The following is a 25,610-nucleotide window of genomic DNA, read 5'->3' as shown; positions in this document are numbered from 1 at the left end:
CCTATGGCAGGATAGGGATAGGATGCTGATGTTTAGGCAATTAGGTTAACTCAGTCTTGCAACTTACATTTTTAGGAACCAGTTCGGGAGTACCCACGCGATCGCGCAACGTCTCTAGCATTGCCCTGCGGCTACCGCAGCGAGCCGAGGCATGGCTGTTTGATTGCGGCGAAGGGACACAACACCAAATCTTGCGAAGTGACATTCGCATCAGTCAAATTTCCCGCATTTTTGTCACCCACATGCACGGCGACCACACCTACGGATTGATGGGTCTGCTGGCGAGTTGTGGATTGGCAGGCAACCCCAGTCGCATCGATATTTATGGTCCTCCCAAGCTCGATGAGTACTTGAAAGCCTGTGGACGCTATTCTCAAACTCACTTCTCTTACCCCGTTAAGGTTCACACGGTGCAACCGGGGGTGGTGTTTGAAGACGATGAGTTTGTCGTTTCCTGTGAGCCTCTGACTCATCGTGTGCCTGCCTTTGGCTATCGCGTTGCCGAAAAAGACAAACCCGGACGGTTCAATGTGGAACAAGCCACTGCTATGGGTATTCCCCCAGGTCCTCTCTATGGCAAGTTGAAGCGGGGCGAAACCATTACCCTGCCAGATGGGCGGGTGGTCAAAGGCACTGATTTGTGTGGGGAGCCGGAAATTGGACGCAAATTTGTCTACTGCACGGACACGATTTATTGCGACAACTCTGTCAAGTTAGCAGAGGATGCTGATGTGCTGATTCATGAAGCAACCTTTGCCCACCAGGACGCAGAGTTAGCCTATCAGCGACTACACTCTACCTCGACGATGGCAGCGCAAGTGGCACTCAATGCGGGTGTGAAGCAACTGATCATGACTCACTTTAGCCCCCGCTATGCGCCCGGTAATGCGATTGTGCTGGATGACTTGCTCGCTGAGGCGAAAGCTATTTTTCCACACACCATCATGGCGCATGATTTCATGGTGTACGACATCCCCCGGCGATCGGTGGAGGCGTTGGTGACAGCGTAATATCGCTTTGGTCAGAGAGCTTAAGGCAAAGCGAGTGGCTCAAGCCCTGATGCTGGGAAAGTTTCCTGACTCGCCTTCCGCCCCATCAAATGTGGCTACGGCTATAAAAGCGATCGCTGTGTTGCCATAGCTCTTATATTGACTGAGGTAGAGCGGGGGAATCGTTGACAGGAGTTGCTGCATGGCGATTTCGCTGTAGTGCTCTGGGCTGTGCTCTGCGGCGATCGCACCATCAGGTGCCAACAGTTGATGCTCAACGATCAGGCGAAAGACAGGTTCGTATAGCCCACTGGCGTAGGGTGGGTCAAAGTAGATGCGGTCGAAGGTCTGTCCCGAAAGGGATGGAAGCCGCTTCAGCACATCTCCTCGCATGACTTGAAATCGCTGATCGCTGTGAGCCACCTGCTGCCAGTTCTGTTGGATCACAGCACAGGCACGACTGGATTGCTCAATGCCCACGACTTGCGCGGCACCACGACATAATGCCTCGGCTCCCATGGCACCACTGCCTGTACAGAGATCGAGCCAGTGGCATCCCTCGATCGCCCCCTGCCAGATGTTGAAGACTGCCTCACGCACTCGTGCCGGAGTGGGACGAGTCGCCTGCCCCGGCAATGTTTTGAGTTGGCGATTGCCATAGATGCGCAGGCTCATGGGCAGAATGGAACGGGTCAGGCAGTGACAAGTTCGCGCTGACGAACGTATTGCACAAAGTTAGAGAGAATCTTCAGCCCGGCTGTTGAAGACTTTTCGGGGTGGAACTGAACAGCGACGAGATTATCACGGGCGATCGCCGCTGTGATGGTCTGAGTACCGTGGGTGATGGTAGCGGCTGTAAACTCTGGTTGTGCCGGATCGGCGTAATAGGAGTGGACGAAGTACACCCAGGGATCGACCGGAAGCCCCTGCCACACGGGGAGGTCAGGCTGGGTAAACTGCAACTGATTCCAGCCCATGTGGGGAATGGTGATTCCTGGCTCTGGGCGAAAGTGTCGCACCACACCCGGAACGATGCCCAATCCTGGCTCATTGCCTTCTTCGCTGCCGTCAAACAGGATTTGTAAGCCTAAGCAAATCCCCAAAAAGGGTTTACCACTGGCAATAATGTCTTTGAGGGGTTGGATCAAATCGCGCGATCGCAAATGTTGAATGGCGGGGTCAAACGCGCCGACTCCCGGTAACACGATCGCATCTGCCTGTTCTAGCTCTTTAGCAGAGTCTGTAACGTGGGTGACTGCACCTGCATTCTCCAAGCCTTTGCAAGCGGAGTGCAAATTTCCCATGTCATAGTCCACTACAGCGATTCGTGTCATGCCCTTTATTCCTTCTTGAGCCGATACTTTACTATAGCAGTCCTCATCTCTCATCACGATGCCTAAGACACTCCTACTCACCTCGTTTCAAACGTGGATGCCCCATCAGCGATCGAATGCGTCCGATGATTTGCTGTTAGAGATTGGGCAACAGAACCCGTCGCCATCCTGGCACGTTTTGCGGCAACTCCCGGTCGATTTTGAGTTGGCTCCTCAGAAGGCGATCGCCCATGTGACTCAACTGCAACCGGATGTGGTGGTCTGTTGTGGCATGGCAGAATCGCGATCGCGCTTAAGTGTAGAGTCTAGAGCCATCACTGAGTCAGAAATTCTGCACAGCACACTCGATCTGCAAAGGCTTACGGCTGAGTTGAACTATACCGAAATCAGTGACGATGCGGGTCGGTTTGTCTGCAATGCACTGTACTATGCCATGCTCAAGCATTTGCGATCGCACCAGCCACAAAGCCATGGCTTGTTTGTGCATGTGCCGATTTTGACCGATGAAAACCGGGGGGCGATCGTGGCTGATTTTCGGGTTATTCTGCAACGGCTTACAGCCTAATGCTTCGTTAGCTGTCAGGTGTTTGATTCAGAAATTGCAGGATAACCCGAAAATCTAACAGAAACTCAGTTTCTAGTAGACCGTGCCACAAAGGTCTTGCAACGTCGCTTCGGCTTGCCCATAGTGTTGTTGACGACAGAGCAACACCTGAGCGGCTCTTTGTTGAGCAAACACTCGATGAGTAAACCAACCAATCGGAATGCCGGCGATCGTGCCCAAGACCAATCCGATAATCAGGCTGCGAACCAGTTTTCTAAAGGTAGATTCAGAATGTCTTTGTTCTGGGGCAACAGCAGTTTCTCTCATAAGACGATATCAAAACAGTTAAGTAACTCATCTCATTAGGAGAACAAATTTACTGAGCCTCAACATCTCTCCTGTTGCTTAATCCTCAAGTCACGGTCACTTCGGTCGAGAGCTATCTGGCATGCTTGAAACGACAGAAAGGTGGTGAGTTTTACCCATCTTTTGCAATTCAAAATCGATGATATATCGTTTGTTATTCGCAAAGAATTGCTGTTTTCGTTCAATGAATTCCTCCAAAATGGCTGTTGTATCTGCTGCAAATTGCTTATTGCTACCTGCCAGCTTTTGGACAAAATTCTTTAACTCTGCGGGTCGCTTATCGTCTGGCATAAGTGCCAAATTCCAGGCAACGATCGCGATCGTAAATAGCTTTTGTTGAGCTTCAAACGTTTCAGCGTCGTCCAAATACGGTTCAACAAATGCCTCCAGCACATCGGACATTTTTTCCTGTCCTGCGGGGTTTTTCACCATACCTGCAATATTCAACGAAGCGGCATTCGCTTGCACCCGCTTTTCTAACTTTTCTAGGGCGGCGTCGCTATTCGCTTCATACTGTTTCAGTCGCAGTAGTTCGTTAAATCCTTTCGATTTTTTTGCCATAGATTATCTTCCCAAGGCTTTAAAGCTGTTTAAGCAGAGTGACTTTTAATGACATGATAATCAGTAGCTCCTACTACAAACCGTTTGAAACTCAATGTTTGCTGTTCTTTCGCTGCTGACTTTGGCTCAAGCGACTTCTGTGCCAACTCCTGTACCAACGCCAACCCCTACCCCTCAAGAGATTGTTCGACCACAGCAAGTGCGTCCTCTGCCGGGGCAACTTGATGCAGTTCCAGTATTTAACAGTAATAGCCCAGAGTTGGTTGGCAATGAGGGTATTCTACTCTCCACTTTTCCACCCCAAAATAGAGCAACCCCAGCGGCTCACCTCAACTTCCCCTTCTCAGGGCGATTTGATGTATTTGCCCATCATGTCTTTCGGGCGATCGCCCCTGATAATTTAACCAGCTTATACCTGGGTATTATTCTCTACAATCCGGGTAATGAACCCGTTACGGTGGATGTGCTCCAGGCGGCGAGTTATTTGAGCCAACCTGATGCTCCCTTTATCCAACTCCCCCCGGTGGTCGATAACCCACTGGGTACAGTCTATGCAGGACCGGGCAGTCGGGTCACCAGCGACATTTTGCGTGGCGAGAGAACGGAACTCTTTCCGGCGCAGGTGGTGGTGCCACCGGGGGGTTATGAAATGTTGCTGAATTTGCCGATTCCTGTGGCAACCCTCGACCCACCACTGAACGGGCGATCGACCCTGATGCGGTTGCGGAGTAGTGACACGGTCTATGCGGCGAGTTTGGCGTTGTTGGCGCGTTTGAACCCGGATGGCACTGAGCGTGCGCCCAATTTAGAAGAATGGCAGGCGTTGCTGAATACAGGGGAACTGTCAACCCCACGCGATCGCACCCCTACACCCCCTGGCGCACCCGGAAACGTGATCTACAGTCGTGTAGCAGGAGTTGCCCTCGGCTCTCGCTGGAATGCTCAGGTGACTGACAACCCGACTACCAGCTATCTGACGATTCCAGCTGTAGGGGAAGCCTTTTCCTATGGATTGAGTACGCTGGTGGCGGGCAGGTTGGGCACCGAGCAAAATCAAACGGCTGAAATGCTGGTGCGTTATCCCGATACGGCATATCAAGCCCATGGCAACTATGGCATTCAATACGACCTGGCGTTGCCGTTGCAGAACTCAACAGACCAGACCCAGACTGTAACCGTGACGCTCGAAACACCCCTTAAAGAAGATCGGTTGAGTCGCGACGGACTACGCTTTTTTGACCCCTTACCCACCGCTACTTTTTTCAGAGGGACAGTGCGTTTGCGTTACAGCGACGATCAGGGCGTGCCTCGCACCCGCTATGTCCACTTGGTGCAGCGACGCGGGCAACAAGGGGAACCTCTGGTGACCCTGGAAATGCCAGCAGGCGATCGCCGTTTAGTCGAGTTCTCATTTCTCTATCCGCCAGATTCCACGCCGCCACAGGTGTTGACGGTGAGGACGCTAGAGGGTGGGGAGTAGGAAATAGGAGTGATAGGGTAGAGGGGTAGAGGGGTAGAGGGGTAGAGGGGTAGAGGGGTAGAAGGGGTAAAGGGGTAGAGGGGTAGAGGGGTAGAGGGGTAGAAGGGGTAAAGGGGTAATAGAGTAAATCACGGGTGTGTCCAGAATTTTGTGGATAGCTTTGGTCAGAAAGCTTAGGACAAAGCGAGCAGCTCAACCCCTACTGCTGGGGAGGCTTTCTGACTCGCCTTCGCTCCATGGAATGTGGCTACGGCTATAAAACCCCATCCTGCCTTCGCTCTAACCCACCCGCGACTGAAGTGCGGGCTCATGAGATGAAGTCTGCTAAAGCAGACTGGAAGCGGGTTTTAGTCCCCTTGAGTGGACTTTGTGGGTTAGCCCGCCGTTTACGTGCGGGCGGGTGAAACGGATGACTGACACGCTCTAATTGACACATCCAATCACGACTTCTCTACTCCCTTACTCCCTCATTCCCTTACTCCCCTCCTTTAACCTTCCACCCTGCTTTCTTACCAAATTTCTCTCTATCGGATGACATACCGCGAAAGGATGAGGGTTAAACTGTTGCAGTTCAAACCCTTGCCCAATCTACTGTGCATCCGGAGAAGGCTTATGGTTTCCTCAGTTCAAGCAACTGCCACTCAGGTTTTAGCCCAGCAGGATTCGCAGACACCTAACGAGACGCAGGCTTACCCTAGAGATTTCATTCGTGCTGGAAAATTGCTGTTTCAGCGAAAGAAGTGGTCACAGGCGATCGCCTGTTATCGTCGTGCCATTCAACTCGATCCTCAAAATCCAGAGGCATACCAGTGTCTTGCCGAGGCATTGAGCCAGCAGGGCAAACTGGACGAAGCCGTTGTGTATTATCGTCGGGCGATTGATCTGGGCAGCCAGCAATCTTCGTCCAATGGCTCCAACGGGCAATCTGCAAAGCATTCCCCCCCGGCGAGTGCAAGCCATCCTGGTTCTCAGTCCAATGGGCATCATGCGAACGGTCATTCCAACGGGTTTGTGGCAGAAGACTCCGCTCAAAACCTTCATTCCCCGCACCCTACGTCCCATGCGCTCTCTCCGCTGCACCATTATCGACAGCAAGCTGAACAGTTCTACGCCAATGGCAATTGGGAAGGGGCGATCGCCTCAGCCGAACAAGCCCTGTCGCAGTTAGAACCAGAAGCAGCGATCGCTTACAAAACCCTGGGGAATGCGCTGCAAGCCACCGGACGCACGGAAGAAGCGAAGAGTTGCTACGTGATGGCAATTCAAGTGAAGCCAGAGTTTGCCGAAGCTCACGCCAATCTGGGCAGTCTCTACGCGCAGCGACATCAGTGGCAGGAGGCGATCGCCTGTTATCAAAAAGCGATTGAGCTAAAGCCAGACTTTGCTGGAGCTTATCGCAACCTGGCAAAGGTCTGGAGTCAGACCAACCAACTCGAAAAAGCGGCTCAGTGTTGGCATCGAGCACTGGCTCTGGAGCCAAATTCTGTGGCTGCTGAGGGGTTGTTGAAGGTGGGGGATGCCACTCTGGAGCGGGGCAACCTTGAAGGAGCGATCGCCATCTATCGTCAGGTGGCGCAGCTTGTCCCGAAATTTGCCGATCCCCATCTCAAGTTGGGCAATCTGTTAAAGCAACAGGGCGACTGGAAAGGGGCGATCGCTTGCTTTCAAAAAGTGATCCAGCTTGACCCCAACTCGGTGCAGGGTTACCTCAAACTGGGGAATGTCTTAGTGCAACACGATCAGTGGCAACAAGCGATTCCCTGTTTTCAGGCGGCAACCCGACTGCAACCCGACCTCTGGGAAACCCAGCATCAACTGGGAGATTTGCTGTTTCGTCAGCGTCAGCTAGAGGAGGCGATCGCTGCCTATCAGCAGGCTCTAGCTGTGAATCCTACATTGCACTGGTCACACCATAATTTGGGCAATGCTCTGTTTGAACTGGAACGCTGGCAAGATGCGGCACACCACTTCCGCGAAGTAACCCGACTGCAACCCGATTTTTGGGAAGGGCACCACAAACTGGGCGATACCTGTCTCAAGTTGCACCAATGGCAGGCAGCGATCGCCTCCTATCAACGGGCGATCGAACTGAATCCGACCTGTTCCTGGTCGCACCACAACCTGGGGTCAGCCCTATTTGAATTGCGCCAGTGGCAACCCGCCGCGATCGCCTTTCAACGCGCACAGGAATTGCATCCTGCCTTTCCCTGGTCGGCTTACAATCTGGCGGAAACCTGCGTCAAACTGGAACGCTGGGATGAAGCGATCGCTCATTATCAGGAAACTCTGCGATTGGCTCCTAGTCTGGGTTACATTCATCAAAAGATTGGCGATGTGTTGTGTCAACAAGCCGCTGCACTGGAGCGTCAGGCACAGCAAAAGCGAGGCATGGCTGAGCAGCATTATCGCGATGCGCTCACGCTGGAACCAGAGAACATGCATCTTTGCCATAAAGCACTGGAGTTTAAACCTGCTGACCCTGACCTGTATTGCAAACTAGGACAGGCATCTGCTTCACAAGATCGTCCTGATAAAGCTGTCATCTTTTATCAAGTGGCGTTGCAACTCCAACCCGACCATCCCCAGGCTCACGCTGAGTTGGGTCACCTGTTGCGGCAACAAGACCGTTGGGATGAGGCGATCGCCCACTATCAACAGGCGATTCAACTGCAACCCAGTGTTGGCCTTTATGAGGCATTGGGCGAGGCATTGATCGATCAGGAACAGTGGGAAGAGGCGATCGCAGCCTTTTCTCAAGCGATTCATCTGATCCAACGCGAACCCGTTTAGTAGGGGAGATCCCGGCAATCATGTCCTGCGTCTTAACCGACTACAGGTTGATCTCAACGGTCAGAAGGCTTGCAATCAGGGGCAGTCAGGGGTTCCACCCTTGCAGCCTGCTTTCATGACCGTCAAGTTGGGTTGAACCCCTGGCGAATCCATTCACGGCTACCAGAGCCAACTGAAAAGCCAGGGTTTGCCTGCGACGAGGTCGGTTTAGCCTTAGAAGGGGGCAGGGCGGGATCAAAGTTTCAGGCTTTAAGTGCGTCAGTCATAAATCACCAAAATCCTGATCTCGAACTCAGGTCAACCCGTTCCTCAATCGCTGTATCTATCAGAACATGACTCTATGAGCCAAGACACTGCTCTAACCTACTTTCAGCAGGGCAACCAGCTAAAACAGGCAGGTCAACTCAACGAATCGGTTGCTGCCTTTGAAGCTGCGATCGCCCTGAATCCTGACTTCTCCTGGTCATATCATCACCTGGCAGAAGCCCTGACCAAATTGGGGCAGACCCAAGCCGCGATCGCCCATTATCAACGTGCGATCGAGCTAGACCCCGATCTCTCCTGGTCGCACCTGCATCTGGGGGACGTGTTGACCCAACAGCGACAACTGGATCAGGCAATCGCCCACTACAACCGCGCCATCGAGCTAAATCCTACCTATTACGGTGCTCACCACAGCCTGGGAAACCTGTGGCAACAACAGGGGCAATGGGAAGCCGCAACGGTCTGTTATCAGCGGGCAATCGAACTCAACCCTGCTTTTTCCTGGTCACACCACACGTTGGCAGAGGTGCTGGAGCAACAGGACAAATTGGAGGAGGCGATCGCGCACTACTACCAATCCATCGAACTCAACCCCTCCTATCATGGCTCCCATCATGGAGTGAGAAACCTGCTAACTCGGCAGGGGCGATTGGCAGAATTGGTGGAGTGGTATCGACGTGGGCTAGAGCAAACCCCTGATTCCTCCTGGTTTCATCACTATCTGGCAGAGGCTTTGGTGAAACTTGACCCGAATGAGGCGATCGCCCACTATCATCAAGCAACACAACTCAATCCGACGTTTGTCTGGTCATATTATTACCTGGCTGAAGTATTAATTCGTCAAGAAAGGCTTTACGAAGCCATGCGTTGTTACCGAAAAATCATTCGGCTACAACCCGACTTTAAACACATTTATGACAATTTTGATCTGCTGTATTACGGGTTGAAATATGCCTATCAAAAACTGAGCTCCAGCCAGTTAGATGAGGTCATTGCTTTTCATCAACACTTGATTCACTTACAACCGCATCAGGCAGCCGTACACAACAGCCTGGGTGATTTATTGATGCTCAAAAAGCAGATCAATGAAGCATTACACCATTACCAATCTGCCAGTTATAGTAAGCTGCTAAAATCCCATCCGGGTTACGTTGAGGGACATTGGGATGCAGGAACGCCTCAAAAACCTGACTTTTTAATCATTGGAACGATGAAATCTGGCACAACATCGCTCTATCGATATCTCACCCAACACCCGCAAATATTGCCTGCTATCAAAAAAGAAATTAACTTTTTTGCCTACAACTTTGGGCGAGGTATGGAGTGGTATTTAGCCCATTTCCCACGCCGAACTGAGCACTCTTCTTTCCTCTCAGGAGAAGCAAGCCCACTTTATTTCAATACTTCTAAAGTGGCTGAGCGGATTGCCTCTCACCTGCCCAACACAAAACTCATTGTTCTATTGCGAAATCCTGTTGAACGAACGATTTCCCATTACTATCACCGATCAAAGTGGGTGTTTCAGGAGAAGCGATCGCTCGAGGAAAGTGTTCAATTTGAAATGAATTTAATTAACGATCTGGCTGATATTTCAATCGCTCCCGAAATTTATCCTGATGAGCAAGGCTATCTCTTCATCAGCTTGTATGTGTATTTCTTAGCAAAATGGATGAAGCTATTTCCTAAAGAGCAGTTGTTAATTCTCAAAGGGGAAGAGCTGTTTGAGAAGCCTGTCGAAACCATGAAAACCGTGTTTGATTTCTTAGGAGTTGCGGATCATCGCTTACCCAAGTATCAAAACTATTTTCCAGGTACTCAGCGATCGGTCGATCCGCAGATCCGACAGATGTTGTCCGATTATTTTCAACCTCACAATCGGCGGTTAGAAGATTATCTGGGAATGCAATTTAACTGGCATTAAGTATATAGCAGTCCTATCTGATTTGTGAAAAAGGTGATTTGTGAAAGTGCCCGCCCATCGGGCGGGCACTTTCACAAATCATTTAGGGTTGCTATATAGCCTGGCTGACTGACAAAAGTAGGTGAAAGGCAACAACAGCAGGGCTTAAGTGAAGAGAAGGTAGAGCGACATGAGAGGCTGAACTGACTGCCTGATACATCTTTTATACTGGTGGTTGAAATCGCAGTGGTAGGAGCAAAACCCGCCGATGTGGGTTTCAGAGAACTTTGGGTTTCAGAGCTTGATGTATAGGTGCGCAAGGTGGATTTCGATCGGATAGGTGCGACTTCAATTCGCCAGTCACAGCACTGAATATCAAGGGTTTCAGAATTTTGTCAGTTAACCAGCGATTGACCAACAACCCTTCTCCACCCTCATCTCCCCAAACCTGTAATTTCTGAAACGAACTGCAACGAAATATAGGTTTACAGATACATTTAGTGGATACTGGTGATTCCTTCTCCGTATCTCGTTGTTTTCTGACTTTCTGGACTAGAGCCGTTTTTCTCTAGTAGAGTCCGTTTCCTCTAAATAGCCCCCATCCATGCAAGCTGCACGCCGCTTTGTCGCCACTATTTCGGGCAAGGTTCCTTTGAGGACGGTGCTCATCGTGCCGTTTGTCTTGCAGATTATCGCGATTGTGGGCTTGACCGGATATCTCTCCTATCTGGCTGGCAAGCAGGCGATTGAAGATTTGGTGAGCCAACTGCAAGAGGAAGTGAGCGATCGCGTCACAGACAAGCTCAACACCTATTTGGAAGCTCCTCAAACGATTAATCAAATTAATGCGGGTGCGATTCGTCTGGGGTTGCTCAATCTGAACGATGTGCAGAGCCTCGATCGCTATCTATGGCGGCAGATGAAGGAATTTAAAGACCTCACCTTCATTGCGATCGCCACCGAAACAGGCAACTACATTGGTATTGGTCGTCGCCCATTTTTTGAATTCCGGTTAGGTATCCTTGACCGCTCGATGGATGGGGTGACACGTACCTGGTCGATGGGATCTCAGGGCAATCGTGCGACGGTTCGTGAACCCTTGACCAATTTTGATCCACGGGCTCGCTCCTGGTATAAAGCAGCGGTGAATAAAGGCAGAGCTACCTGGTCTACCATCTATACCGCACGGGACACAAATCAACTGTTGCTCCCTGCGAGTCAACCTGTGTATGGGTTGAATGGCGAGTTGCTGGGGGTAGTGACAGCAACGCTGACTCCGTCTAGCCTGAGCGAGTTTCTTCAGGAATTGAAGGTGGGAGATACCGGGCAGACCTTCATCATGGAGCGAAATGGCTTGCTGGTCGCAACATCTACCGATGAACCACCCATCCGGCGGTCAAACCAGGGGGTTGAGGAACGGTTGCTGGCGATCTACAGCGGTAATGAAGTGACTCGTGCGATCGCCCGCCATCTTGAAGATGAGTTTGCAGATTTAACTCAAATTAAGACAAATCAGACGTTGGATTATGAGTTTGGGGGCGATCGCTATTTTGTGCAAGTGAAACCCCTGTACGACATGAGCAGCGAGTATCTGCAAGAGATGCAGGACTTGAACTGGCTGGTAGTGGTCGTGGTTCCCGAATCTGAGTTTACTGGCAAGATTAAAGAAAACATCCGCAACACGGCATTGCTCTGTCTCGCAGCATTAGTCGTGTCCATTATCATCAGCATTGTCACAAGCCGCTGGATCACAAAACCGCTCTTTGAACTCAGTCAGGCATCGGAATCTCTGTCTCAGGGCAACTGGAATCAACAGGTAAATGCCCGTGGGTCGCTAGAACTGAAGACTTTGGGACGAGCATTTAACCATATGAGTCACCAGTTAAAGCTCTCCCACGAGCAACTGGCAGAATATTCTAAAGGGCTGGAAAAACTAGTTGCCGAGCGTACCGAAGCTTTGCGGCAATCAGAGGAAAAGTTTTCAACGGCATTTCGGTTTTCGCCAGAACCGATCGCGATCGCCACGTTGGCCGACGGCAAAATCATTGACGCGAATGATAGTTACCTGAAGCGAACAGGCTATTCAGAAGAAGAGGTGATCGGTAAGAGTGCCAAAGACTTAAATCTGTGGGTTGACCCACAGGATGCTCAAAAGGTGGTTCAAACCCTTCAAGAACAAGGCTTCATTCACAATCTAGAGATTGATTACCGCAAAAAGTCGGGTGAGATTGGCACCGTGTTGTTGTCAGCCGAGGTGATTGAACTCAACGGCGAACCCTGTGTTTTATACGTTAACAGTGACATCAGCGATCGCAAACAGGCAGAAGTCGCCCTGCAACAGGCAAAAGAAGCCGCAGAAGCCGCAAATCGGGCTAAGAGTGAGTTTTTGGCAAACATGAGCCACGAACTGCGAACGCCGCTCAATGCCATTTTGGGTTTCACGCAGGTCATGCTCAACGACGCGCAAGCTTCCACTCGACAAAAGGACAATCTCAACATCATTAGCCGCAGTGGCGAACACCTGCTGGCACTGATTAACGATGTGTTAGACATGTCCAAAATCGAGGCAGGACGAGTCACCCTCAATCCCACCTCGTTTGATCTGTATTACCTGCTCGAAACCCTCACTGAGATGTTGGAACTGCGAGCCAAATCTAAAGGCTTGCAACTGATCCTCGATCTCGCTCCTGGCGTGCCGCAATATGTCAAAACTGACGAAAACAAACTGCGTCAGGTGTTGATTAACTTGTTGGGCAATGCGGTCAAGTTTACTCACGATGGTGGTGTCACCTTGCGCGTACGGCAACAAACTCCAGCTACCGCTGACAGCAAATCGGCAACCATCCCAGCGTCAACTGAGGGTGAGCCTCCAGGAGACGAAACTCAAAATGCGATCGTTCTGCAATTTGAAGTAGAGGACACCGGAACTGGGATTGCACCCCACGAAATCTCTAAACTGTTCAAACCCTTTGTGCAAACGGAGACAGGGCGACAATCTAATCAGGGAACGGGGTTGGGGCTAACCATCAGTCGCCATTTTGTGCAGTTGATGGGGGGCGATATCACGGTTACCAGCACTGTTGGGCAGGGCAGCATCTTTCAGTTTGAGATTCAGGCGCAGGCGAGCAGTTCCACTGAACTCACCACGCCTAAGACCACACGCCGCGTGGTGGGACTGGCACCCGGACAACCTACTTACCGCATTCTGGTGGTGGATGATGTCCGAGATAATCGCCTGCTGATGACTCAGCTCATTGAACCGTTTGGCTTTGAGGTGCAAGAGGCAAGTAACGGACGAGAGGCGATCGCCCTTTGGGAACGCTGGCACCCTCACCTGATCTGGATGGACATGCGAATGCCTGTGATGGATGGCTACGAAGCTACCCGACAAATTCGCAATAAGGAGTCAATAGTTAAGGGTCAATCGTCAACCGAGTCAATCGTTAATCGTCAACCGAGTCAATCGTCAATCGTCAATCGTCAATCGTTATCAGAGTCAATCGTCAATCGTCAATCGCTATCAGAGTCAATCGTCAATCGTCAATTGCCCATTGCGAGTAATCCAGAATCTAATGATCCTGAACCATTGACCACTGACCATCCACCATTGACCACTGACCCCCAACCATTGACCACTGACCATCCACCATTGACCACTGACCATCCACCATTGACCACTGACCATCTACCATTGACCACTGACCCCCAACCATTGACTAAAATCATCGCTCTCACTGCCAGTGCCTTCGAGGAAGAGCGGGGCGTGGTGTTGGGTGCAGGTTGTGACGATTTAGTACGCAAACCGTTTCGTGCCAGCACCATTTGGGAGAAGCTAGCCGAACATTTGGGTGTAGAGTTTCTCTATAGCGACGACGTATTGATCACGGTTGCCGATTTAACGGTTCAACCGTCGCCGCTCTATATAGCTCCAATGTCCCGCTATCAGGCAAAGGCAACGCTTACACCGGAGCGATTGCAGGTGATGTCGATAGAGTGGATCGATGCCTTGCACCAGGCAGCTGTGAGTGGAGACGATGCCCTGGCGTTGAGCCTGGTTGCCCAGATCCCCAAAGCCCATGCTGATCTGGCGATCGCCCTGACTCAGTTAATCGACGATTTCCGTCTCGACACCGTTAGTGATCTCACAGAGCGTTGAATCCTATAGAGTATTAAATCTTACAGAGCGTTGAATCTCATAGAGCGTTGATATGAATACCCCCGAAGCTCACGCCTCCGCTGCTGATATTTTGGTTGTCGATGACACCCCCGATAATCTGCGGTTGTTGTCGATTATGTTGAGCGAGAATGGTTACAAAGTCCGCAAAGCGATCAACGGAGAACGGGCACTGCAAGCGGTTCAGGCGATCGCCCCCGATCTAATCCTGCTGGATATTCGGATGCCTGACATGACGGGGTATGAGGTCTGCCGCCATCTGAAGGAGTCTGAATATAGAGATATTCCCGTTATCTTTATCAGTGCCCTGGATGACGTATTTGACAAGGTGATGGCGTTTGATGTGGGAGGCGTGGACTACATCAACAAACCTTTTCAAGGGCAAGAGGTGTTAGCACGGATCAACACTCACCTCAAGATCAAAAAATTACAAAATCAGTTGCAACACCAAAACACCCAACTGCAACAGGAAGTGTGCGATCGCATTGCCGCTGAAGCCGCGCTTAAAACATTGAACCAGGAGTTGGAGATGCGGGTGCAAGATCGCACGTCAGAATTGCAAACAGCCAACGAACAACTCCGCACCCTGGAAGCCAATCTGCGTCAGCAGTTGAATGTGTTTCTCAATGCGGTATCGCACGATCTCCGCAATCCCGTTATGGGGACGTCGATGGTACTCAATAACCTGAGCCAACAATCGGGGGAGGCGATCGCCATTCCCCGTGCCATTCTCGATCGGATGATCCAGAGCAATGCCCGTCAACTCGACTTGATTGATTCTCTCATCGAAACTCACGCGGTGGAGGTTTGGGGTATTAACCTCAATTGTCAGTCGATGCGGTTGCATGATCTGGTGCAGGGGGCGATCGCCGATCTACAACCTCTGCTAGAGCGGGAACAAGCCACCCTGGTTAATCTCATTCCTACTGCACTTCCTCTGGTCAAGGTTGATCCGTTACAACTATCGCGGGTCTATCAAAACTTGATTGCCAACGCCCTCAAACACAATCCACCAGGGTTAAAGATTGTGCTCAATGCCGAACCCGGAACGCATTGGGTTCGTTGCACCGTTCATGACAATGGTGTTGGTGTTGACCCCGATCAGCAACATAAGTTGTTTGATCTCTACTTTCAGGGCAGCCAAAAACGCAAATCGGTTGGGCTTGGGTTGGGGCTATATCTTTGTCAGCAAATCATCCAGGCACATGGCGGTGAGATTGGCATTGAGAGTCAACCTCAGCAGGGAGCCACGTTTTGGTTCACGCTTCCGGTGTGCGAATAATCTTTTGAGTTCCACCCCATTTCTGGCACCGTATCCAGCACAATAGAAGTAACGTGAGTTCCTTCCTCGTATTGATTGCCCTGACCTAGCCCTTACCCAACGACAATGACCCAGACCCCTGACCTCAAGGGACTGTCTCAACTTCCAATTGCGCCAACTCCAACGACTCCAACTCCAACATCTTCCACATCAACCGATTCCGCGTCTGCTCCGACGATCTCTCGTCTGACTCGCATTCTCAATCGCCTCCAACCCAACCCCGAAACGGTGGTGTTGCTGTTGGCGATTCTGATTGGCACGGGGGCTGGCTCTGGGGTGGTGATTTTTCGCTTTCTGATCCACTGGATTCATCGCTTCATGTTGGAGGAGGTCAGTGGGTTTCTATCCGTTTGGGGACATTGGACGTTAGCTCTGATCCCGCTGTTGGGGGGGTTAATGGTGGGGCTAATGCGCTGGCAACTCAAAGATTTTGGTCCGGGGTTAGCCGCATTGATGGAAATGGTACAGGGTGGACGAGAGTTGTTGCCCCTAAAGCCAATTAGTAAGATGGTAGCGGCAGCGATTTCACTGGGTAGCGGGGCTTCACTGGGTCCCGAAGGACCGAGTGTAGAGATTGGCGCAAATTTTAGTTTGCTGTTGGGGCAGGTATTAAGAGTTTCACAACAGCGACAACAACTTTTGCTCAGTGCCGGAGCCGCAGCGGGGTTAGCTGCCGGATTTAATGCCCCGATCGCCGGAGTGTTTTTTGCTCTGGAGGTGGTGTTAGGCACAACGTTTGCCACGTCGGCAGTGAGTGTTGTCTTATTAGCGGCCGTCGTTGCGGCGTGGATTGCCCAAATCGGCTTAGGGTTTCAACCTGCCTTTTCGCTCCCTGCTTATGAAGTGCGGAGCTTGCTAGAACTGCCGCTCTACATTGGGTTGGGTTTAGCCGCTAGCCTGATCTCGGTTCTGTATAAGAAGCTGATGTCAGTGTCGCAGCAGTCGTTTCAGGGGCAAGTGGCTGGACTGCGCTGGTTAGCGACGATTCCGTTGCCATTTCATCCTGTGTTGGGAGGGGCGATCGTTGGGATCGTTGCGCTCTACTTCCCACAGATTTTGGGGGTGGGCTACGAGACGGTGGAGGCGATGTTGCAGGATGTGCAGTTTTCCTTGTTGCTGGTGGTGTCGCTACTGGTGATTAAACTGGCGATGACGGCTCTCAGCTTTGGTAGCGGTTTTGTTGGCGGTGTGTTTGCCCCTGCGCTGTTTTTGGGAGCGTCACTGGGTTCGGCCTATGCCAAGATTTTGGCGATCGCCTTTCCTTCCCTCCATCCCTACATGGCATCCCCCCCCGCCTATGCGATGGTCGGCATGGCAGCCGTTTTAGCCGGAAGTGTGCGTGCGCCCCTGACAGCCATTTTGTTGTTGTTTGAGTTGACGCAAGATTACCGCATCGTCCTACCGTTGATGGCAGCGGTTGGGCTGAGCATCTGGTTGGTAGAGCGACTGCAACCAACGGTGGTGCTGGATTCCGATGGGGAGCAGCAGGAACCCAAAGCAGAAACAACGACAGCAACCGAGTGTCTGTTGCCGCTACGAGTCGTGGAGGCGATGCAACCGATTCCTCTCGTCTTGTCGGGTGACGTGACGTTGGAAGAAGCAGGGCGATCGCTGGTGGAACATCGCAGCCATTGCGCCCTGGTGTTGGGGGAAGGGCAACAACTGCTGGGCATCCTTACGCTGCATGACTTTAACCGACTCATGACTCGCCCCAAAACCGAGGTAGATGTCTGGAACATCGCCCATAAGCCCATTGGTCAACTCTGCACCACCGATGTGCTCCACGCCTACAAAGATGAGTTGCTCTCAGAGGCGATCGCTCGCATGGCAGCACGAGGGCTACACCAGTTACCTGTTGTCGATCGAGAACATCCCGATCAGGTCATCGGCTTATTAACCGATCAAGACATCACCCTGGCACAAAACATTGCCCGCACCGAAGAAGTCCTTCAAACCGCTGCCAAAACTCACCTGCTAGAAACCAACGGCAAAACGTTAGAAGCGAGTTCGACTGACGATGAGTTAACACCCGTGAGCGATCGCCCCTAAATCTTCCACCCAATAGGGCTTAAGGAACAGAGGCACCCGTACTTGGCGCAGATGCGAAGCGCGATTTTGGGTAAACCGAAACACCTTCTGCTGGGGGGTTTGGGGGAGGCAGTGGCGTCCCCCAATCGGGGGTTTGGGGGAGAACCCCCCAATGCTTGGCTCTCCCAACTGATTATTTCGCTTCCATCCAGTTTGGACCCGCATGAATCTCCACCCGCAACGGCACCGTCAACTCAACCGCTGACTCCATCACCGACTTGATCTCACCCTGCAACTCTTCCCACTCCGAAGGATGCACCTCAAACACCAGTTCATCATGCACTTGCAACAGCAACCGCGCCTGTCTGCCTTTTAATAACTCGTGTAGCCGGATCATCGCCAACTTGATAATATCTGCACTCGACCCCTGGATTGGGGCATTGGCTGCCGCCCGGAGTGACTGAGCATCATACTGATCCCGCAGCTTAAGTTGGTCAAGATCAATCGACTCAGGCGTATTGCCTCGCAACCGCTTCAGGCTTTCTGACGCAAAGTTGAAATATCGCCGACGACCCAGAATGGTTTCGACATAACCGTGAGCGATCGCCTCCCGTTGCATCTGTTGCAAGTAGCCAAACACCTGAGAATAGCGATCGTTAAACCGCTCGATAAACATCTTGGCATCGGCAGTTTTGAACCCGGACTCACGGGCAAACCGCTGTGCCCCCATGCCGTAGATCACCCCAAAGTTAATCACCTTTGCCAGTCGCCGCTCTTCTGGGCTGATGTCGTCCTTCTCAAACAGCAGACGAGCCGTCAGCGAGTGAACGTCTTGATTATTCTGGTAAGTTTCGATCAAGACGGGTTCCTGACTCAGGTGCGCCAAAATTCGCAATTCAATCTGCGAGTAGTCCGCTGCCACCAGGAGCCAACCCGGTTCAGGGATAAATGCCTTGCGAATCTGACGACTAAAGGCAGTGCGAATCGGGATATTTTGCAAGTTGGGATTAGAGGAAGACAACCGCCCTGTCGAAGTGATCGCCTGATTGAAGTCCGTGTGAACCCGCTGCGTCGAGGGATGTACGAGCAACGGTAATGCATCCACATAGGTTGATTTCAGCTTGGACAACGTACGATATTCCAAAATCGCATCTACAACGGGATGATCACCTTGCAGTTTCTCTAGCGTCGCCGCATCCGTGGAATAGCCTGTTTTAGTTTTGCGCGATTTGCGGCGATCGAGTCCCAACTTTTCAAACAACAGTTCCCCTAACTGCTTTGGTGAACCCAGGCTAAAGGTCTGCCCCGCCACCTCATAGGCTTGTTGCTCGATCGCCTTTAAATCCTGATCCAGCTTCTGAGAAAACTCCTTGAGATACGCCTGGTCAATGTGAATTCCGGTGTGCTCCATCTCAGCTAAAACAGGTTCCAGCGGTTGCTCAACAGTAAGCAGCAGTTGCAACAGTTTAGGAAACTGCTCTAATTCGGCTCTCAGCTTGGGCACCAGTTGCCAGGTGGTGTGCACATCCATGCCGCAGTACTGAGCAACCGCAGGAATAGCAATGTCCGCGATCGTTTTGCCCTTAGGAACCAACTCCTCATACCCTTGAGGATTGATCCCCAGATATTTGCGGCTCAAATCCGTCAGGTTGTGGCTGTTATCTGGATTCAACACATAACTGGCCAGCATCGTGTCAAAGACCACTCCCCTCAAGCAAATGCCTTGAGCCCGCAACATCAGGCGATCGAACTTGGCATTTTGCAACGCTTTGGGGTAATCCGCTGACTCCAGCACCGGGCGCAATGCCTCTAATGCCACCGCCAGTTCCAGATTACCGCCGCTCTTGTGTCCCAGGGGAATGTAAGCCATCTCATTCAGTTCTCCCCCCCAGCAGCAGCCAATCCCCACTAAGTTGGCATCTTTCGGTTCCAGAGCATCCGTTTCTGTATCCCAGGCGATCGGGCGAGTGGGGTCAGTAAAGGTCTTGAGGTGAGTCACCAGTTGATGTAATTTCTCAGGTGTATCGATAATCTGTGGTGAGATTTCCAGCGGAACTTCTTGCTGAGCCGCTTTGGTGTCCTCTGCGCTGAAGAACCACAGATCGTCATCCTCCTCCGGAAATTCAGGGATGCGAATGCTTTCCTGAGCTTTTGCTGTTGCAGGGGTTTCAGCCATTGCCTCTCCCGCTTCACCACCAAAACGATGCCGCAACTGCCGAATCTTGTTGAGAAACGTGCGAAACTCCAACTTCTCAAACAAAGGCACAATCACCGCATCATCAAAGCCCTTAAGTTTGCAATCCTCTAATTGCACTTCAACTGGCACATCTAAATGAATTTGAGCCAGGTATTGCGAGTGCATTGCCGCTTCGCGACCTTCCTCCAGTTTCTTGCGAACGGCTCCCTTCAACTCATCCAGATGGGCATACACCTGCTCCAGTGAACCGTAGGTCGTCAGCAGTTGCACAGCCGTTTTATCACCAATGCCCTTGACACCTGGAATATTGTCTGACGAGTCGCCGCAAAGGGCTTTGTAGTCCACGACTTGTGAGGGCATGATGCCCATTTTTTCCTTCACTTGCTGAGGACCAAACTCGCGTGGAGGAGGCGATCCGCCCCGCTGAGCAAACACTGTACTGAGATAGAGCACAGACACTCGCTGGTCTTGATCGACCAATTGAAACAAATCGCGATCGCCCGTCAAAATCTTCACCTGCAAGCCTTCAGCACTGGCTCGTCGGGTCAAGGTGCCGATAATATCGTCTGCCTCGTAACCCGGAGCCATAATGATCGGCAGATTGAGTGCCGTCAACAACTCCTTCAGGTTTTTCAGGTCAGGCTCGAAATCTTCGGGTGCCTCTGGTCTGCCCTCCTTGTAAGTCTGATCCGCATCATGACGAAACGTAGGATCACCCACATCAAAGGCGATCGCCATGTAGTCAGGCTTCTCCATCTCCATCGTGTCCAGCAGCGATTTGAGAAACCCATAAGACACACTGGTGGGAATCCCTGTTGAGGTTCGCAACCCTCCATCTCGCCCCTTCGCATGGGCAAAATAGGAGCGAAATGCCAGGGAATGCCCATCAATCAGCAGAAGAACAGGAGTTGTGGCAGAAGTATCTAGGGGCATTGTCGCAGTTTCTACTCTATGAGAGGTTATTAAAGGTTGATCGTGTATTGATCCTAAGGTGCTCTCTAACTTCATAATTCCATCGGCTGGAGGAGGACACCTTGTAAAGACTAAATAAAGTCTGCTGGTTAAGCTGGTGCTCTTTTGACCTGAATCGTTACTATTTGAGGCAGATATTAAAGTGTAGTGCCTCCTGATTACAAAGCGTTACGTAATTCCTTAGGTTCTACTAAATCAAAGGTTTATGGTTGATTTTACTGTAGCTATTCCGACCTACAACGGTGAGCAGCGTCTCCCAGAAGTACTCGATCGCCTCAAAGCTCAAGTGGCAACCGAGCCTTTTTCGTGGGAGGTGATCGTTGTTGACAACAACAGCACTGATGGCACAGCCGCTGTCGTTCAGCACTATCAAACCCAATGGTTAACAAACTGCCCACTTAAATATATTAAAGAAACTCGCCAGGGTGCGGCGTTTGCCCGCCAACGGGCGATCGAAGAGTCTGACAGTGAGTTTGTTGGGTTTCTAGACGACGATAATATTCCTGCGACCGATTGGGTCGCGGCGGCCTATGCCTTTGGCAAAGAGCATCCCAAAGCAGGAGCATTTGGCAGCCAAATTCACGGTGACTTTGAGGTGAGTCCACCGAAAAACTTTAAGAAGATTGCAATGTTTCTGGCGATCGTCGAACGGGGGTCTAAGCCCTATATTTACGAACCGCAGAAAAAACTGTTGCCTCCCGGTGCGGGCTTAGTGGTGCGTCGCCAGGTCTGGCTAGACACAGTACCCGCTCAACTGGTGCTCAATAACGCCGGGAAGGATGCCGGATTAGCCAGCGAAGATCTGGAAGTTGGGTTATACATCCAAAACGCAGGGTGGGAAATTTGGTACAACCCCGACATGCATATGCATCACAAAATTCCTAAGTGGCGACTCGAAAAGGAGTACTTGCTATCCCTCTTTCGCTGTGTTGGCTTGAGCAGTCATCACATCCGGATGTTGCGGGTTAAAGCATGGCAGCGTCCCTTCGCGTTTTCGGTCTATATGCTTAATGATTTGCACAAGTTAGTACGGCATACGTTGAAATACCGCATGGCAATACAAGATGACCTGGTTGCTGCTTGTGAAAAAGAGTTGTTAGTAAGTAACCTGATCAGCCCCTTCTTTCTCTGGAAAAAGCGATTCTTCAGTTCTGCAAAACGTGTCACCCCTGCGAATCGAGCTTAAGCCTATGTCTGTTGTTGACTCCCCTCTCCCTGATTCATCCTCGATTGACGTCACAGTGGCGATTCCGACCTATAACGGGGGCGATCGCATCCCTAAAGTCCTCGACCGACTGCGATCGCAGGTGACAGACTCCTCCCTCAAGTGGGAAGTGATTGTGGTTGATAACAACAGCAGTGACAATACCGCTGATGTCGTCAAAACCTATCAGGAATCGTGGTCAGGTTCCGAATTGCGCTATTGCTTTGAGCCTAAGCAAGGGCTTGCCTATGCCCGCCAGTGTGCGGTTGAAAACGCCAGAGGTACCTTTGTCGGCTTCCTGGATGATGACACGCTGCCTGCTCCCGATTGGGTTGCGGCCTCCTACGCATTCGGTCAGGAATATCCTCAGGCTGGAGCCTTTGGTGGGCAAGTCCACGGAGAGTTTGAAGCCCCCCCGCCCGAAAACTTTGAGCGGATTGAATCCTTTTTCGCGATTAAGAAGCGTGGCTCCAAACCCAACCGCTATGAACCGGAAAAACTCAGCCTTCCTGCTGGGGCAGGTCTGGTGGTACGGCGGCAAGCCTGGCTCGATAGCGTTCCGGCGCAACTGGTACGGACGGGTCGGGGTGGCAACGACTTCGAGATTTCCTTGCACTTGCACCGCAAGGGGTGGGAGATCTGGTATTGCCCCACGATGCACATCTATCACCAGATTCCACCTCAACGGCTAGAGCGAGAATCATTGCTCAAGCTAATTCGTACAGCAGGGCTGTGTATCTATCAACTGCGAGTTGTAGGGGTTACAAACTGGCAAAAACCCATTATTGCCGTGAAAATTATGGGTGGGAACCTGCGCCGCATTGTGTTGCATCTGATTAAATATCGGGGCAAAGTGAAATCGGATCTGATCGCTGAATGCGAAATGACCTTTTTTATCAGTAGTTTGATTAGCCCTTTTTATTCGCTCAAAGCCAGTTTAGACAAAGCCTGGTCGTCCTAGCCTGGTTGTCCCGGTTTGGTCATTCTAGTTGGTCAGATAGCGGATCCTGACCCCCATCTCACAACCCTTTGAATTTCATTACTTTGGATCACTCTCATGCTTGGAAAATTACAGAAAAAAGTTTCACAGGTTGCCTCCAGTTTTAATTACGTCTCTTATAGGGCTGACCTGATGAAGTACTCCGGGCAGTTGCCTCAACTATCAGAGGGCGATCGCACCGTGGTTGAGGGCTTGCGCGAAGAGGGCACCCATCGCACCTCTTTAGAGACACTTAGCATTCCCTCCACACCCCAGATGCTAGAGGCAGCTAACAACATCCTGCCGGAACTGCTCAATATTCCAAAGAAGAAAAACCGGGCCTATGCTCGTGCCAACCCCGAACAATTGATGAAATACCCCGATCTCTTTCTCTGGGGCTTAGAGGAGCGGTTGCTGGATATTATCGAAAGCTATCTGGGGTTGCCTGCTGCCTACCATGGGGTGTCCTTCCGACGCGATGTAGCGGATGGCTCTCAGCAAGGCACGCGCCAATGGCACATCGACATCGAAGACCGTCGCATGGCGAAAATCATCGTTTATTTCAATAACGTTGGCATTAATAACGGTCCCTACGAGTACATTCCTAAATCCATGACCCCACCCCCCTGGGTCTTCAAACGCAATTACGGCTTTATTGAAGATGCTGTCGTTGAAAAAGCCGTTCCTCCCTCGAAGTGGGCTGCCTGCACCGGAGACGCCGGAACAGTCGTCTTCACAGACACCTGTGCAGTCTTCCACCGGGGTAGAATGCCTGTCGAGGGTGAGCGACTGGCGATGTTCTTTACCTACACTTCCCGGCGTCCCAAGAATCCCGAAGAGTGCAGTTCCATTTTGGAGCACGAGCAACTCGTCGCCATCTCTGAGAACCTGTCAGAGCGGCAGAAACAGTGCATTTTTTGGCGGTAGTTGAGGAAAGGCTAAAGAATAAAGGCTAAAGGATGAAGGATTAAAGGCTAAAGGCTAAACGATGAAGGACAAAGGCTAAAACGAGCTTTCCCTTTTATCCTTTATCCTTTCGCTCTTATCCTTTCTTTTCTAAAAGTCTGCACTCAGGGGTGTTCGAGGAAAGGGAATGACATCCCGAATGTTTTGCATTCCGGTCATGAACTGCACTAACCGTTCAAAGCCTAACCCAAAGCCGGAGTGGGGGACGGTGCCATAGCGGCGTAAATCTAAGTACCACCAGAGGTCTTCTTCGGGCATATTTTGGGCACGAATGCGACGTTGCAAGACATCCAACCGTTCTTCCCGTTGGGAACCGCCGATGATTTCGCCAATGCGGGGGGCTAACACATCCATGGCTCGAACGGTCTTTTCGTCGTCGTTGAGCCGCATATAGAAAGCTTTGATTTCTGTCGGATAATCCGTCACGATGAGGGGCTTCTTAAATAGTTCCTCTGCCAGATAGCGTTCGTGCTCGGATTGCAGGTCTAACCCCCAGGAGACGGGATACTCAAAGGTACGGTCTGCTTTTTCCAGGAGGGCGATCGCTTCGGTGTAGGTAATTCGCCCAAATTCGCTGTTGATGATATTCTCAGCCGTCTCCAGCACTGAGCTTTCGATCCGCTGCTGGAAGAACTCCATATCGTCTGAGCAATGGTCGAGCACGTATTTGAAAACGTACTTCAAAAACGCCTCTGCCAGATCCATGTTGCCATCGAGCGCACAAAACGCCATCTCTGGCTCCACCATCCAAAACTCGGCAAGGTGGCGTGAGGTGTTGGAGTTTTCAGCCCGAAATGTAGGACCAAAGGTGTAGACATTGGTAAACGCCAGTGCCATGATCTCGGCTTCGAGTTGACCACTCACAGTCAGATAGGCGGGTTTACCAAAGAAGTCCTGGCTGTAGTCGATATCTTTGGCATCTGTTAAAGGAACTTGCTTGAGATTTAGTGTGGTGACGGTAAACAGTTCACCCGCTCCTTCACAGTCGCTAGCGGTGATCAGTGGAGTGTGTACCCATAAAAACCCCCGTTCCTGAAAGAACTGATGGATAGCTGTGGCACAGGCATTGCGAACCCGGAACACGGCACCCAATGTGTTGGTGCGCGATCGCAAATGTCCAATGGTTCGCAAGAACTCAAAAGAGTGTCGTTTCTTTTGCAACGGGTAGGTTTCAGGATCAGCCTCACCGTAGACCACAACGGTTTCGGCTTTAAGCTCGATCCGCTGTCCTTTGCCAAGGGAGGCGACTAGCGTTCCGGCGATCTCAACCGAAGCACCTGTGTTGAGTTGCCGCACCATCTCGCTGTAATTTGGCAAGTCTTGATTCAGCACGACCTGTAACCCGGCAAGGGATGAGCCGTCATTAATTTCAACAAAGCTGAACTCTTTCAGTTCCCGTTTGGTGCGAACCCAACCCTGGATATTGACAGATTCATCGGGTTGTCCGGTTTTGAGCAAATCAGCAATGCGGCGAATGGTCATGGGGCAATGAAATATAGGGGTAAATGGAGAAGAATCAATTTAGGCAGGAGCCTGATGAA

The 25,610-nt window shown here is 51.3% G+C and carries 18 protein-coding genes; 11 read left to right on the top strand and 7 right to left on the bottom strand.

Going from position 1 to position 25,610, the window contains the following annotated elements; all coding sequences use genetic code 11:
- Positions 1 to 56: 56 nt before the first annotated feature.
- On the top strand, positions 57 to 1,010 hold the full coding sequence (locus H6G89_RS27915) for a ribonuclease Z (RefSeq protein WP_190512829.1): 954 nt from the start codon (positions 57 to 59) through the stop codon (positions 1,008 to 1,010).
- Between the two features lie 39 nt (positions 1,011 to 1,049).
- Here the strand turns inward: H6G89_RS27915 and rsmD are convergent, their stop codons facing one another.
- Together rsmD and hisH are read right to left on the bottom strand one after the other, a co-directional pair.
- Positions 1,050 to 1,664: a 16S rRNA (guanine(966)-N(2))-methyltransferase RsmD gene (rsmD, locus tag H6G89_RS27910; RefSeq protein WP_190512827.1), complete on the bottom strand. Its 615-nt coding sequence runs from the start codon at positions 1,662 to 1,664 to the stop codon at positions 1,050 to 1,052.
- 17 nt (positions 1,665 to 1,681) lie between these two features.
- Complete coding sequence (gene hisH / locus H6G89_RS27905) at positions 1,682 to 2,323, bottom strand: imidazole glycerol phosphate synthase subunit HisH (RefSeq protein ID WP_190512825.1); 642 nt, start codon at positions 2,321 to 2,323, stop codon at positions 1,682 to 1,684.
- A 58-nt stretch (positions 2,324 to 2,381) separates the two neighbouring features.
- On the opposite strand from hisH, the gene H6G89_RS27900 reads away from it, so the two are divergent.
- Complete coding sequence (locus tag H6G89_RS27900; RefSeq protein ID WP_190512823.1) at positions 2,382 to 2,888, top strand: pyroglutamyl-peptidase I family protein; 507 nt, start codon at positions 2,382 to 2,384, stop codon at positions 2,886 to 2,888.
- A 72-nt stretch (positions 2,889 to 2,960) separates the two neighbouring features.
- Here the strand turns inward: H6G89_RS27900 and H6G89_RS27895 are convergent, their stop codons facing one another.
- Both H6G89_RS27895 and H6G89_RS27890 read right to left on the bottom strand, forming a co-directional pair.
- A complete protein-coding gene (locus H6G89_RS27895; protein WP_190512821.1) occupies positions 2,961 to 3,194 on the bottom strand; it encodes a hypothetical protein in 234 nt (77 codons plus the stop codon).
- A gap of 96 nt (positions 3,195 to 3,290) precedes the next feature.
- Complete coding sequence (locus tag H6G89_RS27890) at positions 3,291 to 3,794, bottom strand: hypothetical protein (protein WP_190512819.1); 504 nt, start codon at positions 3,792 to 3,794, stop codon at positions 3,291 to 3,293.
- 94 nt (positions 3,795 to 3,888) lie between these two features.
- Between H6G89_RS27890 and H6G89_RS27885 the strand changes: the two genes are divergently transcribed.
- The 6 genes from H6G89_RS27885 to H6G89_RS27860 all read left to right on the top strand — a co-directional run bounded on the left by H6G89_RS27885 (position 3,889) and on the right by H6G89_RS27860 (position 17,772).
- Positions 3,889 to 5,274 (top strand): DUF3370 domain-containing protein, encoded by a 1,386-nt coding sequence (locus H6G89_RS27885; RefSeq protein WP_190512817.1) that lies wholly within the window; start codon positions 3,889 to 3,891, stop codon positions 5,272 to 5,274.
- A 612-nt stretch (positions 5,275 to 5,886) separates the two neighbouring features.
- Entirely contained in the window at positions 5,887 to 8,064 is a 2,178-nt protein-coding gene (locus H6G89_RS27880) for a tetratricopeptide repeat protein (RefSeq protein ID WP_190512815.1), read from the top strand.
- A gap of 340 nt (positions 8,065 to 8,404) precedes the next feature.
- Positions 8,405 to 10,249, top strand: a complete 1,845-nt coding sequence (locus H6G89_RS27875) for a tetratricopeptide repeat protein (RefSeq protein WP_190512813.1) — start codon at positions 8,405 to 8,407, stop codon at positions 10,247 to 10,249.
- A gap of 583 nt (positions 10,250 to 10,832) precedes the next feature.
- The gene (locus tag H6G89_RS27870; RefSeq protein ID WP_190512811.1) at positions 10,833 to 14,384 is read left to right on the top strand and encodes an ATP-binding protein; all 3,552 of its coding nucleotides are present in this window, start codon (positions 10,833 to 10,835) and stop codon (positions 14,382 to 14,384) included.
- 52 nt (positions 14,385 to 14,436) lie between these two features.
- Complete coding sequence (locus H6G89_RS27865; protein WP_190512809.1) at positions 14,437 to 15,684, top strand: ATP-binding response regulator; 1,248 nt, start codon at positions 14,437 to 14,439, stop codon at positions 15,682 to 15,684.
- 105 nt (positions 15,685 to 15,789) lie between these two features.
- On the top strand, positions 15,790 to 17,772 hold the full coding sequence (locus H6G89_RS27860; protein ID WP_190512807.1) for a chloride channel protein: 1,983 nt from the start codon (positions 15,790 to 15,792) through the stop codon (positions 17,770 to 17,772).
- On the opposite strand, the gene H6G89_RS27855 is transcribed toward H6G89_RS27860, so the two are convergent.
- Together H6G89_RS27855 and polA are read right to left on the bottom strand one after the other, a co-directional pair.
- Positions 17,746 to 17,976 (bottom strand): hypothetical protein, encoded by a 231-nt coding sequence (locus tag H6G89_RS27855; RefSeq protein WP_190512805.1) that lies wholly within the window; start codon positions 17,974 to 17,976, stop codon positions 17,746 to 17,748. The two genes, H6G89_RS27860 and H6G89_RS27855, sit on opposite strands and share 27 nt — an antisense overlap.
- Positions 17,945 to 20,881, bottom strand: coding sequence for a DNA polymerase I (polA, locus tag H6G89_RS27850; RefSeq protein WP_190512803.1), 2,937 nt, complete (start codon positions 20,879 to 20,881; stop codon positions 17,945 to 17,947). Before polA ends, H6G89_RS27855 begins: the two co-directional genes overlap by 32 nt.
- A gap of 244 nt (positions 20,882 to 21,125) precedes the next feature.
- On the opposite strand from polA, the gene hpsE (H6G89_RS27845) reads away from it, so the two are divergent.
- The 3 genes from hpsE (H6G89_RS27845) to H6G89_RS27835 all read left to right on the top strand — a co-directional run bounded on the left by hpsE (H6G89_RS27845) (position 21,126) and on the right by H6G89_RS27835 (position 24,030).
- Entirely contained in the window at positions 21,126 to 22,106 is a 981-nt protein-coding gene (hpsE, locus tag H6G89_RS27845; protein WP_190512801.1) for a hormogonium polysaccharide biosynthesis glycosyltransferase HpsE, read from the top strand.
- A gap of 4 nt (positions 22,107 to 22,110) precedes the next feature.
- Positions 22,111 to 23,085, top strand: a complete 975-nt coding sequence (gene hpsE / locus H6G89_RS27840; protein ID WP_190512799.1) for a hormogonium polysaccharide biosynthesis glycosyltransferase HpsE — start codon at positions 22,111 to 22,113, stop codon at positions 23,083 to 23,085.
- Between the two features lie 96 nt (positions 23,086 to 23,181).
- The gene (locus H6G89_RS27835; RefSeq protein ID WP_190512797.1) at positions 23,182 to 24,030 is read left to right on the top strand and encodes a 2OG-Fe(II) oxygenase; all 849 of its coding nucleotides are present in this window, start codon (positions 23,182 to 23,184) and stop codon (positions 24,028 to 24,030) included.
- 129 nt (positions 24,031 to 24,159) lie between these two features.
- Here H6G89_RS27835 and asnS read toward each other — a convergent pair whose 3' ends face one another.
- Positions 24,160 to 25,551, bottom strand: a complete 1,392-nt coding sequence (asnS, locus tag H6G89_RS27830; protein WP_190512795.1) for an asparagine--tRNA ligase — start codon at positions 25,549 to 25,551, stop codon at positions 24,160 to 24,162.
- Between the last annotated feature and the right edge of the window lie 59 nt (positions 25,552 to 25,610).

It is taken from the genome of Oscillatoria sp. FACHB-1407 (assembly GCF_014697545.1).
Lineage (GTDB): Bacteria > Cyanobacteriota > Cyanobacteriia > Elainellales > Elainellaceae > FACHB-1407.
This window is presented reverse-complemented; position numbering and strand designations above follow the sequence as displayed.

Excerpts from the sequence above, each read along its gene's own strand:
- H6G89_RS27860 (WP_190512807.1), top strand. The coding sequence starts at position 15,790 with ATGACCCAGACCCCTGACCTCAAGGGACTGTCTCAACTTCCAATTGCG.
- hpsE (WP_190512801.1), top strand. The coding sequence starts at position 21,126 with ATGGTTGATTTTACTGTAGCTATTCCGACCTACAACGGTGAGCAGCGT.
- H6G89_RS27900 (WP_190512823.1), top strand. The coding sequence starts at position 2,382 with ATGCCTAAGACACTCCTACTCACCTCGTTTCAAACGTGGATGCCCCAT.
- H6G89_RS27880 (WP_190512815.1), top strand. The coding sequence starts at position 5,887 with ATGGTTTCCTCAGTTCAAGCAACTGCCACTCAGGTTTTAGCCCAGCAG.
- H6G89_RS27855 (WP_190512805.1), bottom strand. The coding sequence starts at position 17,976 with ATGCGGGTCCAAACTGGATGGAAGCGAAATAATCAGTTGGGAGAGCCA.
- polA (WP_190512803.1), bottom strand. The coding sequence starts at position 20,881 with ATGCCCCTAGATACTTCTGCCACAACTCCTGTTCTTCTGCTGATTGAT.
- H6G89_RS27875 (WP_190512813.1), top strand. The coding sequence starts at position 8,405 with ATGAGCCAAGACACTGCTCTAACCTACTTTCAGCAGGGCAACCAGCTA.
- H6G89_RS27865 (WP_190512809.1), top strand. The coding sequence starts at position 14,437 with ATGAATACCCCCGAAGCTCACGCCTCCGCTGCTGATATTTTGGTTGTC.
- asnS (WP_190512795.1), bottom strand. The coding sequence starts at position 25,551 with ATGACCATTCGCCGCATTGCTGATTTGCTCAAAACCGGACAACCCGAT.
- hisH (WP_190512825.1), bottom strand. The coding sequence starts at position 2,323 with ATGACACGAATCGCTGTAGTGGACTATGACATGGGAAATTTGCACTCC.
- H6G89_RS27885 (WP_190512817.1), top strand. The coding sequence starts at position 3,889 with ATGTTTGCTGTTCTTTCGCTGCTGACTTTGGCTCAAGCGACTTCTGTG.
- H6G89_RS27835 (WP_190512797.1), top strand. The coding sequence starts at position 23,182 with ATGCTTGGAAAATTACAGAAAAAAGTTTCACAGGTTGCCTCCAGTTTT.
- hpsE (WP_190512799.1), top strand. The coding sequence starts at position 22,111 with ATGTCTGTTGTTGACTCCCCTCTCCCTGATTCATCCTCGATTGACGTC.
- H6G89_RS27895 (WP_190512821.1), bottom strand. The coding sequence starts at position 3,194 with ATGAGAGAAACTGCTGTTGCCCCAGAACAAAGACATTCTGAATCTACC.
- rsmD (WP_190512827.1), bottom strand. The coding sequence starts at position 1,664 with ATGAGCCTGCGCATCTATGGCAATCGCCAACTCAAAACATTGCCGGGG.
- H6G89_RS27890 (WP_190512819.1), bottom strand. The coding sequence starts at position 3,794 with ATGGCAAAAAAATCGAAAGGATTTAACGAACTACTGCGACTGAAACAG.
- H6G89_RS27870 (WP_190512811.1), top strand. The coding sequence starts at position 10,833 with ATGCAAGCTGCACGCCGCTTTGTCGCCACTATTTCGGGCAAGGTTCCT.